General features: G+C 53.5%; 12 protein-coding genes. 8 read left to right on the top strand and 4 right to left on the bottom strand.

Translation table 11 applies throughout. The features are described from left to right. Window positions 1–191: 191 nt before the first annotated feature. The 3 genes from mtnK to FRY98_RS04810 all read left to right on the top strand — a co-directional run bounded on the left by mtnK (window position 192) and on the right by FRY98_RS04810 (window position 3,150). Complete coding sequence (gene mtnK, locus FRY98_RS04800) at window positions 192–1,415, top strand: S-methyl-5-thioribose kinase (RefSeq protein ID WP_148450578.1); 1,224 nt, start codon at window positions 192–194, stop codon at window positions 1,413–1,415. Continuing rightward, the gene (gene mtnA / locus FRY98_RS04805) at window positions 1,412–2,521 is read left to right on the top strand and encodes an S-methyl-5-thioribose-1-phosphate isomerase (protein WP_148450579.1); all 1,110 of its coding nucleotides are present in this window, start codon (window positions 1,412–1,414) and stop codon (window positions 2,519–2,521) included. Before mtnK ends, mtnA begins: the two co-directional genes overlap by 4 nt. A gap of 110 nt (window positions 2,522–2,631) precedes the next feature. Beyond that, window positions 2,632–3,150, top strand: coding sequence for a hypothetical protein (locus tag FRY98_RS04810; RefSeq protein WP_148450580.1), 519 nt, complete (start codon window positions 2,632–2,634; stop codon window positions 3,148–3,150). Between the two features lie 95 nt (window positions 3,151–3,245). Here FRY98_RS04810 and FRY98_RS04815 read toward each other — a convergent pair whose 3' ends face one another. Beyond that, complete coding sequence (locus tag FRY98_RS04815) at window positions 3,246–3,626, bottom strand: DUF423 domain-containing protein (protein WP_148450581.1); 381 nt, start codon at window positions 3,624–3,626, stop codon at window positions 3,246–3,248. Between the two features lie 208 nt (window positions 3,627–3,834). Here FRY98_RS04815 and FRY98_RS04820 point away from each other — a divergent pair, with 208 nt between their 5' ends. After that, window positions 3,835–4,254: a hypothetical protein gene (locus FRY98_RS04820; protein WP_148450582.1), complete on the top strand. Its 420-nt coding sequence runs from the start codon at window positions 3,835–3,837 to the stop codon at window positions 4,252–4,254. A 318-nt stretch (window positions 4,255–4,572) separates the two neighbouring features. Here the strand turns inward: FRY98_RS04820 and FRY98_RS04825 are convergent, their stop codons facing one another. Together FRY98_RS04825 and FRY98_RS04830 are read right to left on the bottom strand one after the other, a co-directional pair. After that, window positions 4,573–5,475, bottom strand: coding sequence for an IS3 family transposase (locus FRY98_RS04825; protein WP_249043329.1), 903 nt, complete (start codon window positions 5,473–5,475; stop codon window positions 4,573–4,575). Between the two features lie 38 nt (window positions 5,476–5,513). After that, window positions 5,514–5,834 (bottom strand): helix-turn-helix domain-containing protein, encoded by a 321-nt coding sequence (locus tag FRY98_RS04830; protein WP_170287029.1) that lies wholly within the window; start codon window positions 5,832–5,834, stop codon window positions 5,514–5,516. A 744-nt stretch (window positions 5,835–6,578) separates the two neighbouring features. Here FRY98_RS04830 and FRY98_RS04835 point away from each other — a divergent pair. Both FRY98_RS04835 and FRY98_RS04840 read left to right on the top strand, forming a co-directional pair. Further along, window positions 6,579–7,436: a DegV family protein gene (locus FRY98_RS04835; protein ID WP_148450585.1), complete on the top strand. Its 858-nt coding sequence runs from the start codon at window positions 6,579–6,581 to the stop codon at window positions 7,434–7,436. 38 nt (window positions 7,437–7,474) lie between these two features. Beyond that, window positions 7,475–8,326, top strand: a complete 852-nt coding sequence (locus FRY98_RS04840) for a DegV family protein (protein WP_148450586.1) — start codon at window positions 7,475–7,477, stop codon at window positions 8,324–8,326. A 41-nt stretch (window positions 8,327–8,367) separates the two neighbouring features. Here FRY98_RS04840 and FRY98_RS04845 read toward each other — a convergent pair whose 3' ends face one another. Beyond that, window positions 8,368–11,265, bottom strand: a complete 2,898-nt coding sequence (locus tag FRY98_RS04845; protein WP_148450587.1) for a PAS domain-containing hybrid sensor histidine kinase/response regulator — start codon at window positions 11,263–11,265, stop codon at window positions 8,368–8,370. 244 nt (window positions 11,266–11,509) lie between these two features. Between FRY98_RS04845 and yhbH the strand changes: the two genes are divergently transcribed. Together yhbH and FRY98_RS04855 are read left to right on the top strand one after the other, a co-directional pair. Further along, on the top strand, window positions 11,510–12,676 hold the full coding sequence (gene yhbH / locus FRY98_RS04850; protein ID WP_148450588.1) for a sporulation protein YhbH: 1,167 nt from the start codon (window positions 11,510–11,512) through the stop codon (window positions 12,674–12,676). After that, complete coding sequence (locus tag FRY98_RS04855; RefSeq protein ID WP_148450589.1) at window positions 12,673–14,169, top strand: SpoVR family protein; 1,497 nt, start codon at window positions 12,673–12,675, stop codon at window positions 14,167–14,169. The genes yhbH and FRY98_RS04855 overlap by 4 nt, the downstream gene beginning before the upstream one ends. Window positions 14,170–14,269: the final 100 nt, after the last annotated feature.

Here is a 14,269-nt window from a genome sequence, read left to right on the forward strand (position 1 = left end):
CCTCGTTCAGCCAAAAGGAAACTCTTCATTAGAATATCTAAAGAATATCTAAAAAAAGGGATACAAAATCAATTACTTTTCCGATATACTAACTAAAAATAAAATTTTAATTGAATGCATTCGTCTTTTTTTCCTGGACTGCAACATAAAATCCAACAACAAACCAACCCTTAATTATGGAGGTGTCTCTATTGGCGGCGTATACCCCGTTAACTGTAGAAGATGCAATTGAGTTCGCCCGCAAAGTACCGGACTTTTTCTTACCGGAAACCGAACTGGAATGCGAGGAAATCGGAGACGGCAACCTGAACCTGGTGTTCAGAATCCGCAGCTCCGCTCAAAATAAAAGCCTGATCATCAAACAAGCGCTGCCCTACGCCAAAGTCGTTGGCGAATCCTGGCCGCTTAGCCTTGACCGGGCCCGCATTGAACGCGAAGCGCTGATCATTCAGCACAAACTGTGCCCGGATCTCGTACCGGCCGTGTACGGTGGGGATTCCGACCTGGCAGTTACGATCATGGAGGATCTGTCCGATCACGTCATTATGCGGAGGGGCCTGATCGAAGGCCGCACTTATCCCCGATTTGCCGAGCATATCGGGCGGTTCATCGCCACAACGCTGTTCTTTACATCGGATCTCGGGATGAACCAACAGCGCAAAAAGGAAATGGCCGCTTCCTTCACCAATCCGGATTTGTGCAAAATTACCGAGGACCTCATCTTTTCCGACCCTTACCGGGATTCCGAAAATAACGACATTTCCGCGGATATCCAAGCGGAAGCGGAGAAGCTGTGGACGGACGAGCAGCTGCATCTGGAGGTTGCGCTGTTAAGGGAAAAGTTCCTGACGCACGGGGAAGCGTTGATCCACGGGGATTTGCATACCGGAAGCATCTTTGTGACCGAAACGTCCACCAAGGTGATCGATCCCGAATTCGCTTACTACGGCCCGATCGGATTCGACCTGGGCGCGGTGATCGCCAACCTGCTCTTGAACTTCGCCGCCCAGCCGGGCTGGAACAACGACCGTGCGTTGCAAGACAAGCATCGCGCCTGGCTGCTGGATACGATCCGGGACGTATGGGCGCATTTCGAGCGGCATTTCGAACGGCTTTGGGAGGAGCATGGGGAAGACCCGATATTCCGGCTGCCCGCTTATCGGGAGCATTACCTCCGCAAAGTGCTGCAAGACTCGATCGGGTTTGCCGGCTGCAAGGTCATTCGCCGCATCGTCGGGTTGTCGCATGTGGCCGACATCGATACGATTGCGGATGATGCCCTTCGCCATCAAGCCAAAGTCACCGCGCTGACCCTCGGAAAAGCGCTGATCAAGAACGGGCGGCAGGCCGCATCGATCGAGGACGTGTTGACGATCGCCAAGCATGCCGCCGCAGCGGAAGGAGCGATCGTATGACCTCATCGCCGAAACCAAACCCTGCCGCTTCCGGCTCCGGCCCCAGCGCCGACGGGCCGCTGCTGAGTCTCCGCTGGGCGGAGAACAAGCTGCTCCTCCTCGATCAGCGGCTGCTGCCGGGGGAGATCGTCTTCCTTGAGCTGACGACGCCCGAGGAGGTATGGGACGCCATTCACGGGATGAAGGTGCGGGGCGCCCCCGCCATCGGCATCGCCGCCGCCTATGGCGTCGTCCTTGGCGCCCTCCGCTACGCGGGCGCCCCCGCAGGCTGGCTGCCGGCGGTCAACCAGGCGGCCGCGCATTTGGCGACGTCGCGTCCGACCGCCGTCAATCTGTTCTGGGCGCTGGGCAGGATGAAAGAACGCGCCGAGGCGCTTTCCGCCGGACCGGACGCGGACAACCTCGCGGCGTTGACGCAAGGCCTCCTGGAAGAGGCGAAGTCGATTCACCTGGAGGATGAAGAAGTGTGCCGCCGCATCGGCGAGTCGGCGCTTCCTCTGCTCAAAGACGGGATGGGCGTGCTGACGCATTGCAACGCTGGCGGCCTTGCCACGGCGAGATACGGAACCGCGCTCGCGCCGATCTACCTGGCTCACGAGCAGGGAATGACGCTTCGGGTATACGCCGACGAGACCCGCCCGGTCCTGCAGGGCGCCCGGCTCACCGCTTTTGAACTGCAGCAGGCCGGCGTGGACGTCACGCTCCTGTGCGACAACATGGCCGGCATGGTCATGCAGAAGGGCTGGGTCGAAGCCGTTATCGTCGGCACCGATCGCGTCGCCGCCAACGGGGACGTCGCCAACAAAATCGGGACGTATTCCCTGGCCGTGCTCGCCAAGGCCCACGGCATTCCCTTCTATGTCGCTTCGCCGCTATCCACCATCGACCTCGACACCGAGAGCGGGAAGGATATTCCGATCGAGGAGCGGCCGGACACCGAAGTGACGGAAGCCTTCGGAAAAAGAACGGCGCCGGAAGGAATCAAGGTGTTCAACCCGTCGTTCGACGTGACGCCGAACGAACTGGTGACGGCGATCATCACCGAAAAAGGCATCGTTCGGGCCCCATACCGCGAGAGTTTGGCCAGGCTCTTTGCGGATAAATAAAATATAAAATATTTCCATGTGAAAATATGCTGGTTAGGGACTACCCTTGTCCCCCCTGGAATGCTATGATGTTTAGTGCTAGCAATATTTAATGAAGTTTTGGGGGCTATATGGACAAGCACAGCGAAACCAAGAGTAAAGAGGACTTAGGCTATCTTTTTAACGTGGAAATTCTGATAAGGAACGAGACCAACGCCAAGGCGCTGCAGTCATTGCTGCAGGTGCTGAACCAAGGGGAAGACATTATCGATTACAAAATCAATTCGGGGATCGAGCTGGGTGAAATAATCGAATCCTTGCTGACCGAGAAAAAAAAGTCCATTATCTCCAAATCCTATAAACGGCTTACAAATGCGGAATCGGAAAAAAAGGCGCCGGAACCCAAAAAAACGACCAGTCCATTCGAGCAGTTCGCCGGCAGCGAGGAGTTTCAACAGTGGATTAAACGGCACATCGCCGATAACCGCCTCGTCCGCCTGCTCGTCAACCGGAACGGGGAACGCATCAGCATCCCCTGCCGAATTCTGAATTTTCTTGCGGAAACGTCAACGATCAATGTCTATCATGTGGACGAAAAACAGGTATATACCTTCAATCTTAACGAGATTATCGAGTTCAGTGAAAAATAAACAAGCCCCTCGGCTCATAAACCAACGGCTGGAAGCTTCCTAAGGAAGACATTCCAGCCGTTTTTCTGTATCCCTGGCCGCCTCGGTTCCACCGCCTAAGAGCGGCTTCTCCCCGTCACGGCCAGGGCGAACATCAGCCAGCCGGCGATAAAGGAAACGCCGCCCAAAGGCGTGATCGGACCGAGCCAGCGCCAGCCCGTAACCGCCATCAGGTACAGGCTTCCCGAGAACAACACGATCCCGGTCAGGAACAGGCGGTTCGCCCATACGAGCCGCCGGGCCTCCCCGCCGAAACCGGCCGCCACCGAAGCCAGCAGGATCCCCAGGCCGTGAATCATATGGTAATGGACACCGGTTTCATAGGTTCCGATCGCTTTTTCTCCGATATGCGGTTCCAGAACATGGGCTCCGAACGCCCCCAGCGCTACGGCCAGCAGCATCAGGACTGCCCCGATCCCCGCAAAATTCCGCTGCATGCTTTCCCCTCCTTACTATCCGATTTGAATGCTAATTAGCTGCCATTCCTCTTATCATACTCCAGACCACGGCGGGTTTCCAGCTCGAAGGTCAGCTTTAAACTTGAGCGATCATCGGCCGAACCGGGACGCGAATATTGATTTTTCCGGGAAACTGTGAAACATTAAATGGGAGAAGGATAACCTGTTTTCAAAGGAGATCGATTTCATGGAAAATCAAGAACCCCATCAATTCAATGGTTTTACACCTTACCCGGACCTGCCGGATGCTCCTGACGCTATGTCTCCCCTCAAGCACTCCGGCCCAGGGATCGCTTCCTTCATATTAGTGCTGCTTGCCATCATCGGATACATTGTGTCTCTGGCCCTCGTTACCGTTGCCGTCGTCAGCATCGCGGATCAGCCGATTGAAGTTATCGCCGAAAGCATGATGAATCAGATGGGGGCTTTGCTCGGCGTTCTATTGATGATGGTTTCGGCCGTATTTCATCTCGCCGCGCTTATTTTGGGCGTCATCGGCCTGGCGATCAAAAACCGGAAAAAGTTGTTCGCCATTCTCGGCGTCTCTTTCTCGGGCGGTTCCTTGCTCCTGTTGATCTTCTTGTTCACCGTCGGCTCCCTGATGTAGTTCCGCGGAACATCTGAATCCGCTGAACAGCGGACTGGTGCCCCGTCAGACATCCAAATCGTATGGGATCCACGGCGATCAAGGTGCCTGGTACACTTTCCAACCCTTCCAACTTTAAAAGATGCAAATCTGCAGGTATTTTAGGCTGATTCCCGAGGGGATGCGAAAAAAGATGCAAATCTGCAGGCATTTCCAGCGATTTTAGAGAAACGAGCCGGTTTCGTCGAAAACTCCTGCAGATTCGGCTAGGCCCCCTTATTTCGGAGTCCTACCCTACAATGTTTATGAATTCACAGGATTGCTCCTTATTCTGCCGTATTACACCGCTCTATGAAAGGCAGAGGTGTCTTCCAGTGTCCTCACCCATATTGAGAACTTCGCTGGAGACATTTTTCTTAAGTTACCGTGAATTTTTCGGTTGTTGTAAAAGTCCATGTATTGGTCTAGTGCCTCATAAGCTTCATCCAGGGTCATAAAGTCCCTCCGGCTAAACAGATGGCGCTCCAGGACGCTGTGAAACGACTCAATGTAGGCGTTCATATTGGGGGACCGTGGCGGAATACGCTCATGAATAAGATCCAAGCTTTCACAGGTATCCCCAAATAGCTTGCTAACGAACTGTGGACCATTGTCTGTACGAACCACCGGCATGGGCTCGCCGGGCTCTATACGGTCTTGCAAGGCATACCATAAGGTTTGGACGACTTGTTTAGCTTCGCATACCGGGCCTCTATACTGCCCTACTACCATTCGGTCAAACACATCTATAATGCTGAGTATAAAAAAGAACCGTTCCTGCCCGATCGCGTATCCGTATTTAATGTCCATTTGCCAAAGTTGGTTTGACCCCGTTATAACTCGATTTCTCGGTAATCGACGAGGGTGAGAGCGTAGGCGCTTTCTAGGTTTCTGCAATATGTCTAACTCTTGGCAAAGTCGATAAGACTTCTTTTTGTTGAAGATGAGATCATACTTATCTCGAAGGGATTGGGCTAGAAACTTATAACCATAGACAAACTCTTCTCCTTCAAGGAGTTCAAGCAGCCATTCTTTAATTTGTGCGTCGCTAACTTTCTCACCTGTAGTCGTGTATGAGTATCCCGGCACAGGGCGCCCTGCACGGCTTTCGGTTGGACGTTCTTCGCCTTTTTCTGCTGACTGGGCCAGTCGCTTTTTACGGTCGTAATACGTTGATTCTGACAACCCAAGAATGCGCAGCACAACAGCTGCCGGTTCCCCCCGCTTAATGAATGGGTCGGCTATTTCAAATTTTTCAGATAAGCGGGGTTTTGCTTTTTTAGCAACTCTCGCAAAATTTCGATTTCGAGTTCTTTTTCACCAAGGACTTTAACGGCCTTTTGGTAGCGTTGCTCTACCTCCTGCAGGCGTTGCAACTCTTGAACATGTTCGTCTGCCGCAGGAATTTCTTCAGGCGAAATAGAGTCCCGATGATCTCGAATCCAACTACGGACAGTCTCAGGGTGGACGTCGTACATTCGAGCCAATACCCCCACCTTAACACCTGCCATCGCTTCTTTCACAACTTTTAAACGTTTTTCTTCATTCAACCTTTTTCCCATACCGATCATCTCCCTTTGTCCTAAGTTTAAATTATTGGGCAGGGAGACTCCAGTTTAATTAGGGGGCCTTAGAGGATTTGCAGGAATTTTGAAGTTTTTGTTCCGAACAAGAAAAAAACATGCAGATATGCAGGAATTCATTGTGATCCACGTTGTCTGATGAAGCACGATACTAGGTTGAACCAAAAAATTGGCGTTGAGAAGGATGTGACAGGGTTTCGGATATACGTTGCCAACATCCACAATTGCAGATATAAAGTCTCACCGTCGGAGTCTACATCAATAACGGGAAAATATCCTGTTAATGTACCGCCCTTGGCTTTTCGATCAGAGTTAGCTGGAAAAGTTCCATCTATTTCACGGCCCTATTGCCGATATACACCATTTCAGGCGAATTAGCGGGAGGTTTTCCGGCTAATTCGCCTCTGTAGCCGCTTACGTACCCAATTTAACGGGAAGAATTCCCTTTAATTCTCAAACCAAAGATGTAGTTGCAGACCAAGAGTGTGAAAAGAACCCTCTGCACCGCTGAATAATATGCAAATCAATAGCAACCTATATAGGTAAATTATAGGTTAATAGTTTAAGCAGTTCGGAGCCCCAGATCCCCAAGCTTCGTTCGACGACCCGGCAGCCCCGGGTATTTTTTTGTGTTCGTCTCGCCCTCCCGCTCTCAAAAGATGTTAAACGGTGAAGCTTTTTGATAGAATATAAGCTGGACTAACTGAATCTAAGGAGATATTTATGTCAAAGGTCAAAATTTTCGCCGACAGCACTTCCGATTTGCCCGCAGCTTGGCTTACCGAATACCGGATCGGCATCATTCCGCTCTACGTCGTCTTTGGGGACGAAACGTTCAAAGACGGTGTGGATATGACCCCGACCGAGCTTTATCGCAAGGTGGAGACCGGCGGCAGTCTTCCGAAAACGACGGCGCCTTCGCCGAAAGATTTTATGGACGCCTTTGCTCCTTATATTGATCGCGGGGAGGACATCGTCTACATCAGCCTGTCTTCCAAGCTCTCTTCCACCTATCAGAACGCGCTGATCGCCGCCGGTGAATTTCCGGAGGACCGGGTGCACGTCGTCGACTCGCTCAACCTGTGCAGCGGGATCGGCCTCCTCGTCATGAAGGCGGTGAGAGCGGCGCAGCAAGGGTTGGCCGCCCGGGAGATCGTCCCCCTTCTCGAGCAATGCCGGGACCGGGTGGAAACCGAATTTGTCATCGATACCCTGGAATACCTCTATAAAGGCGGACGTTGTTCCGGCATGCAGAACTTCATCGGCAGCCTGCTTCAAATCCGGCCGGTACTCAAGCTGGTGGAGGGGAATATCATCCCCGCCTATAAGGTGCGCGGCAGAAAAGAAAAGGCCGTCCAGCAGATGCTCGACAACGCCCTTTCCGATATCGCGAACATGGACGGGGATCTGATCATCGTCGCCCATACGCACGCCGAGGACGACGCTCGCCGTCTTGCCGCGATCCTGAGGGAACGGACCGGCTCGGAAGTAGCGATTTCCGAAGCGGGCTGCGTGATCTCCAGCCACTGCGGACCTGGCACCGTAGCCATTATGTATACCCGAAAAAACATTCCCGCTTAAATCTTTCGTTTAGCGAAAAACCGAAAGGGGATTTTCTAATGGGAGCCATTAAAATTTTTGCGGACAGCACCTGTGACCTGCCTCCTTCATGGATCAACGACCATGAAATCGGAATCGTTCCGCTCTATGTCACCTTCGAGGATACGAATTACCGGGACGGCGTCGACCTGAAGACCGAACAGCTTTACGCAAAAGTAGACGCCACCGGAAAGCTGCCGAAGACGGCGGCCCCTTCCCCGGCCGATTTTATATCGGCGTTTGCTCCATATGTGAACGAAGGCAGACAGATCCTTTACATAAGCCTTTCCTCGGAGCTGTCTTCGACGTACCAGAACGCCTTGATTGCCGCCGGTGAATTTCCCGACGGCCAGGTGACGGTGTTCGATTCACTCAACCTGTCCACCGGGATCGGCCTGCAGGTCATGAAGGCGGTCAGAGCCGCCGACGAGGGAAAAACGGTGCCCGAAATCGTCTCGCTTCTGGAGCGGATTCGCCCCAAGGTGGAAACCGAGTTCGTCATCGATTCGCTCGACTATCTATACAAAGGCGGTCGCTGCTCCGGCATGCAAAACCTCGTCGGCAGCTTGCTTCGCATCCGTCCGGTGATCAAGGTCATCGACGGCAAAATGACGCCGGCCTACAAAATCCGCGGCAGCCGGGAAAAAGCGCTGGACCAGCTGCTGAACAACGCCCTCAGCCGGGTCGGCGAAATGGATAAGGACCTGATCTTCGTCACGCATTCTTTGGCGGATGAAGATGCGCTTCTGCTGCAAAAAGAACTCCAGGCCAGAACCGGAGCAAGAGAAGTCGCCATTTCCAGCGCCGGCTGCGTCATCTCCAGCCACTGCGGCGCCAAAACGATCGGCATTCTGTACACCAAGGCCGTGTAACCGGTTAGCAAAGAGCCTCGCCTATGCGGCGAGGCTTTTTGCTACAGGTTCCCGGAAGGATTTTCTGATCGGGATTCATTGTGAATCGGAATTCTCTCCGTTTGATCCAGTTCCCCGCTCCAGCTCGCGAGCAGCTTGCGAATCTCTTCCTCGTTGACGGGTTTGCTCAGAATGGCGGACATCCCGCTGGCCAGACAACGCTCCCGCTTCTCCGTACCTCCGCAGGAGCTAAGTCCGATCATGAGGGGAAGCTTGTCTACCGGCAGCAGCCGACGAACGAGCCTGGCCGTTTTGATTCCGTCCATGACGGGCATCTCGATATTCAGGAAGATCAGATCATACTGTTTCTCCGTGACGGCCTGAATGACCTCCATGCCATTGTGCACGATGTCGGGCTTATACCCCATTTGCTCAAACAGCTGGGCAAAGGCCTGGCAGGTGACGGGATGATCCTCCGCCACCAGAATCGAAAGGCCGGCTTTTCCGTTCTCCGTGTCCGCGGTGTCCGCGGTGTCCGCGGTGTCCGCCGCGTTCGAGGCGATTCCCCATTGCCCGTCCGCACTTGCACTTCCTTGGGCTCCTGCGGCGACTTCCTCCCCTGCGCCAAACCGTTTTTCTTCCGAGAAATCTTGTTTAGAACGATCGGCAAACAGGGTGAAGGTAAACGTGGAGCCGGCACCGTCGACGCTGTCCACGGCGATCGTTCCGCCCAGCATCTCCACGATCTTCTTGCAGATGGCCAGTCCCAAACCTGTTCCGCCATATTTCCGGTTCATGATCGGATGCACCTGGGAGAAGGATTGGAACAAGCGGTTCAGCTTGCCGGACGGAATGCCGATGCCCGTATCGGAGATACGGAACTCCAGCAAGTCCGCCGATTCATGTCCCGAAGATCGTTTGACCTCCACGCGGATTTCACCCCGCTCCGTAAATTTCACGGCGTTCCCGATTAAATTGACCAACACCTGACGGAGACGGGAAGGATCGCTATAGACTTGCGAAGGGACATCGGGCGCGATAGCATAGCCCAGCTCGATTCCTTTTTTGGCGGCTTCCGGCAAGAACAACTCCACCGCGGCTGCGACACAACTCTCCAGATGAAACGTCTCGTATTCCAGCGCCATTTTGCCGGCCTCGATTTTACTGAAATCGAGCACATCGTTCAGGATGGACAACAGCGCCCGGCTGCTGCTGGAAATCACTTCCGCGTAGTATCGCTGGTCCTCGTCCAACTGCGTCTCGAGCAGCAAATCCGTCATGCTGATGACCCCGTTCATCGGCGTTCTGATCTCATGGCTCATCATCGCCAGAAACTCCGATTTCGCCTGAGTGGCCTTCTCCGCCGATTCCTTAGCTCTCATGATCTCCCGTTCGCCGGTAATATCGTTGAAGACAACGACGGCACCGATCAGTTGGCCCCGTTCGATCATCGGATTTACCCGATATTCCACCAGAAAGCTTGAGCCATCCCTTCTCCAGAACACATCTTCCTTGATCACACGCGGCTTTCCGTCCTTCAAGGTCTGAATAATCGGACATTCCTCCATCGGGTAAGCCGCCCCGTCGATTTTGGTGTGGTGAATCAACGCGTGGTTGGATTGGCCGATAAATTCGGACACTTCATACCCCAGCATTTCGGCGGCAGCGGTATTGATGAACACGGTTTTTCCATTTTCGTCCAGCCCGTAGATCCCTTCGGAAACCGAGCCCAAAATCAAGGCATGCAGGTAACTGAGTTTTTCGATTTGCTCGACATACCGCGTTCTTTCGGTGATATCGGTCGCTATACCGAAAACGCCGACGACCCGCTCGTCCACGATGATCGGCACGTTGGTGACCGCAATCTCCATCGGGCTACCGTCTTTGCGGATGACGGTCGTTTCGTAATTTTGCGGATTGCCTTTTTTCGCCTGCTCGAAATGATAGAGTGTCGGGGTCAGGTCTTCACGGTCAATGATCTGCTGAAAGTCCATCCCCAGCAATTCTTCGCGGCCATAACCGAGCAAGGCTTCCAAATTGGAGTTTAACGAGGTATACCTGCCGTTCAAATCCATCGAATACACACTGGAAGGACTGTACTCGAACAGGGAGCGGTAACGCTGCTGGCTCTCCTGGAGACGGCGTTCGCTTTGCTTTCGCTCGGTTACGTCCCGGGAGATGGAGATGATCTCTCCGATTTCACCGGAATCCAGATAGCGGTATCTTCCCGTACTCTCAAACCAGATATACCGGCCGTCTTTATGGCGGACCCGATAGGATAGCGTATAGACGCTCCGGGAATTCATGCTGGTTCGCATATATTCCCGGACCGAATCGACATCTTCGGGATGCAAATAATCGTAGGCGCTCGTGCCGATGATCTCCTCGGGCTCGTATCCGAGCAGGGCGTAAGAAGAAGGAGACGCATAGAGATAGATGTTCTTTTCATCGGCCGTATGCCTGGAGATCAAATCCATGGAATACTCGGAAATCAACCGATACTGCCCTTCGCTTTCGCGCAAAGCTTCCTCCATCCGGTGCTTCTCCGTCATGCCTTTAACCTGGTTGGCTTTCTCGGCCGTAATGTCCCTGGTGATCGAGAACACGCCGACGACTTCAGCTTCATGCCGGATCGGAATATATGTCGTATAACCGTCCCGGATCTCCCCATCCTTCCGTCTGAAAGAGATCTCGAAGGTCCCGGTTTCTCCGTTTAGCGCTTTCAGAAAATACTCTTCTTTTTTCTTTCTCCCCTGTTCGCAAAACAGCTCGTCCAGCGACAAATGTACAAAATGGGAAGCCGGATATCCGGTCATTGTTTCGGTCGCGCGATTCACTTCCACATAGTTTCCATTTGCATCGATAATACAAATCGCGTCAGGCAGGTTATCGTACAGTAACTTGTAAGTGCTATCCTCGGAAATGAGCTGCTTTAGTAGTCCGCATTTATCCTTTGGCACGGTTGACGGCTCCTTTTCTTCTAGAATAGATTCACCAAGTTAGTTTTGCATCACCCTTCATTCTACCTGATTCCCGAAAAAGATGGGTAGGGTCGATATGCCTAGAATCGTCCCGGTAAACTCCCCCCAAAAAAGCCGGTTTCAAAAACCGCCAAGCGCCCGCTCACATAACACGGCTGCGCGTGAATATACTTTATTTACAACTGATCACCGTTCAAGCATGCGATTTGGGGAGGTGTGCACGATGTCATCGTTTCAACCGGACAAAGCCAATTTTATCGTTTCCAAAGAGGATTGGTCGCTGCACCGCAAAGGCTACCAGGATCAGCAGCGGCACCAGGAGAAGGTCAGAGAGGTCATCAAGCAAAACTTGCCCGATCTGGTCACGGAAGAGAACATTATCATGTCGGACGGAAAACAAATTATCAAGGTTCCCCTCCGCAATCTGGAGGAATACCGCTTTATTCATAATTTTCAGAAACAGAAACATGTCGGCCAAGGAGACGGGGACAGTGAAGTGGGGGATGTTTTGGCGCAGGATTCCCCCAAGGATGCCGGGAAGGGAGGAAAAGCCGGCGATCAGCCCGGGGCCGATGTGGTGGAAGCCGAAATCAGTCTGGAGGACCTGGAGGACTTGATTTTCGATGAACTGGAGCTTCCTTATATTGAGGATAAAAATAAAGAAGAACTCGAATCGGTCTCCTTCCGCTTCAACGACATCCGCAAAAAGGGCTTAATGTCCAATATCGACAAAAAGCGCACCATTCTGGAGAATCTCCGCCGCAACGCGATATCGGGGGTTCGGGGCATTCACGGAATTTCTCCGGACGATCTCCGCTTCAAAACCTGGGAGGATGTGCGTCTTCCGAAATCCAACGCCGTCATCATTGCGATGATGGACACCTCGGGCTCGATGGGAGCGTTCGAGAAATACTGCGCCCGCAGCTTCTTCTTCTGGATGACCCGCTTTCTGCGCCGTCAATACGAAAAGGTGGAAATCGTCTTTCTCGCTCATCATACCGAAGCCAAGGAAGTCAGCGAGCAGGACTTTTTTACCCGCGGAGAAAGCGGAGGTACGATCTGTTCCTCGGTCTATCAAAAAGCGCTGGACATCATCGACGGGCGCTATCCCCCTTCCAGCTACAATATTTACCCTTTTCACTTCTCCGACGGCGACAACCTGACCTCCGACAACGACCGCTGCATCCGGCTGATCGGCGAATTATTGGAACGCAGCAATATGTTCGGATACGGGGAGGTCAACCAATACAACCGCGGAAGCACACTGATGTCCGCCTACCGGAATTTGAAGCAGGACCGGTTTATGTACTACGTGATCAAGGAAAAAGGGGAAGTCTACCGCGCCTTGAAGCACTTTTTTCATAAGCGGGAAAAGGAGGCACGTTCATGACCAACGAACTCGCCCAGCTGGAGTACGCCATTGCGGAAATCATGGAAATCGCCGACGGGTTCGGACTGGATTATTATCCGATGCGTTACGAGATCTGTCCGGCCGACATCATTTATACGTTCGGAGCCTACGGCATGCCTACCCGGTTTTCGCATTGGAGCTTCGGCAAGATGTTCAACAAGATGAAAATGCAGTACGATTTCGGACTCAGCAAAATCTACGAGCTCGTCATCAATTCGAATCCCTGCTACGCCTTCCTGCTCGAAGGCAACTCGCTGATCCAGAACAAGCTCATCATCGCCCATGTGCTTGCGCACTGCGATTTCTTCAAAAACAACCTGCGCTTCGGCAACACCAACCGCGATATGGTGGAGAGCATGTCGGCGACGGCGGAGCGGATCGGCAGATACGAGCTGCTCTATGGAGCCGAAACCGTCGAGTCCTTCATCGACGCGGTCCTCGGCATTCAAGAGCATGTCGATCCGCAGTTGATCAAGCCGCTGCGGTACGATAAGCGCAGGCAGACGGAGGAGAAGCTGCGGCGCATGAAGGAGGCGCAGTCGAAGCCGCCGCGCGGCGGAGCCTACGACGACCTGTGGGAGCTCGACGGCCTCGGGACGGGCGGGTCTTCGGGAACCGGAGCGGGGGCGGGAGCTGGATCCGGGGCGGGATCCAGGGCGGGTAGCGCTGCGAAGCCGGAGGCCCCTCTTCCCTTTCCGCCGGAGCCGGAGAAGGATGTCGTGTGGTTTATCCAGGAATACTCCGAATCCCTGGAGGACTGGCAGCGCGACATCATGAGCATGCTGCGGGAGGAAATGCTGTACTTCTGGCCGCAGATGGAGACCAAAATTATGAATGAAGGCTGGGCCTCCTACTGGCATCAGCGGATCCTCCGCGAGATGGACCTCACCAGCGAGGAGACGATCGAGTTCGCGAAGCTGAACGCCTCCGTCGTACAGCCTTCCCGGCAGAGCCTGAATCCCTACTATCTCGGCTTAAAAATCTTCGAGGATATCGAACGGCGCTGGGACCATCCGACGGAAGAGGAGGTCCGCCGCTATGGCCGGGAGCCGGGCAAAGGACGGGAGAAAATGTTCGAAGTCCGCGAGCTGGATTCGGACCTTTCTTTTATCCGCAGCTATTTGACCAAAGATCTGGTCCGCGACCTGGACCTCTATATCTTCGAGAAACAGGGGCCGGAATGGAAAATCACCGATAAAACCTGGGAGCATATCCGCGATCAGTTGGTCGCCTCCCGCGTGAACGGCGGCGCCCCGTACATCGTCGTCCAGGACGGCGACTACCTGCGCAGCGGGGAGCTGCTGCTGAAGCATCAATACGAGGGGATCGAGCTTGACCTGAAGTACCTGGAGCGCACGCTCCCCTATGTGTACCGGCTTTGGGGAAGACCGGTTCATCTGCAAACCGTGGTCGAAGAGAAGCCGGCCATGTTCAGCTATGACGGGGAGAAGCATTTTCGGAAAATGCTGTAGTGGGGATAGGCTCTAGCCTATCTCCTTTCCTGATGCAAAGGAAATGTCCGGCTCGACAACCCATACGAATGAACTCCGGTCGCGGTATGAATTTTAAATA

This window comes from Paenibacillus faecis, from assembly GCF_008084145.1.
In the GTDB taxonomy this organism is placed as follows: domain Bacteria; phylum Bacillota; class Bacilli; order Paenibacillales; family Paenibacillaceae; genus Fontibacillus; species Fontibacillus faecis.

What these genes read in the sequence shown, in the direction of transcription:
- mtnA (WP_148450579.1), top strand. Translation starts at nt 1,412, where the DNA reads ATGACCTCATCGCCGAAACCAAACCCTGCCGCTTCCGGCTCCGGCCCC.
- FRY98_RS04810 (WP_148450580.1), top strand. Translation starts at nt 2,632, where the DNA reads ATGGACAAGCACAGCGAAACCAAGAGTAAAGAGGACTTAGGCTATCTT.
- FRY98_RS04815 (WP_148450581.1), bottom strand. Translation starts at nt 3,626, where the DNA reads ATGCAGCGGAATTTTGCGGGGATCGGGGCAGTCCTGATGCTGCTGGCC.
- FRY98_RS04820 (WP_148450582.1), top strand. Translation starts at nt 3,835, where the DNA reads ATGGAAAATCAAGAACCCCATCAATTCAATGGTTTTACACCTTACCCG.
- FRY98_RS04830 (WP_170287029.1), bottom strand. Translation starts at nt 5,834, where the DNA reads ATGGGAAAAAGGTTGAATGAAGAAAAACGTTTAAAAGTTGTGAAAGAA.
- FRY98_RS04835 (WP_148450585.1), top strand. Translation starts at nt 6,579, where the DNA reads ATGTCAAAGGTCAAAATTTTCGCCGACAGCACTTCCGATTTGCCCGCA.
- FRY98_RS04840 (WP_148450586.1), top strand. Translation starts at nt 7,475, where the DNA reads ATGGGAGCCATTAAAATTTTTGCGGACAGCACCTGTGACCTGCCTCCT.
- yhbH (WP_148450588.1), top strand. Translation starts at nt 11,510, where the DNA reads ATGTCATCGTTTCAACCGGACAAAGCCAATTTTATCGTTTCCAAAGAG.
- FRY98_RS04855 (WP_148450589.1), top strand. Translation starts at nt 12,673, where the DNA reads ATGACCAACGAACTCGCCCAGCTGGAGTACGCCATTGCGGAAATCATG.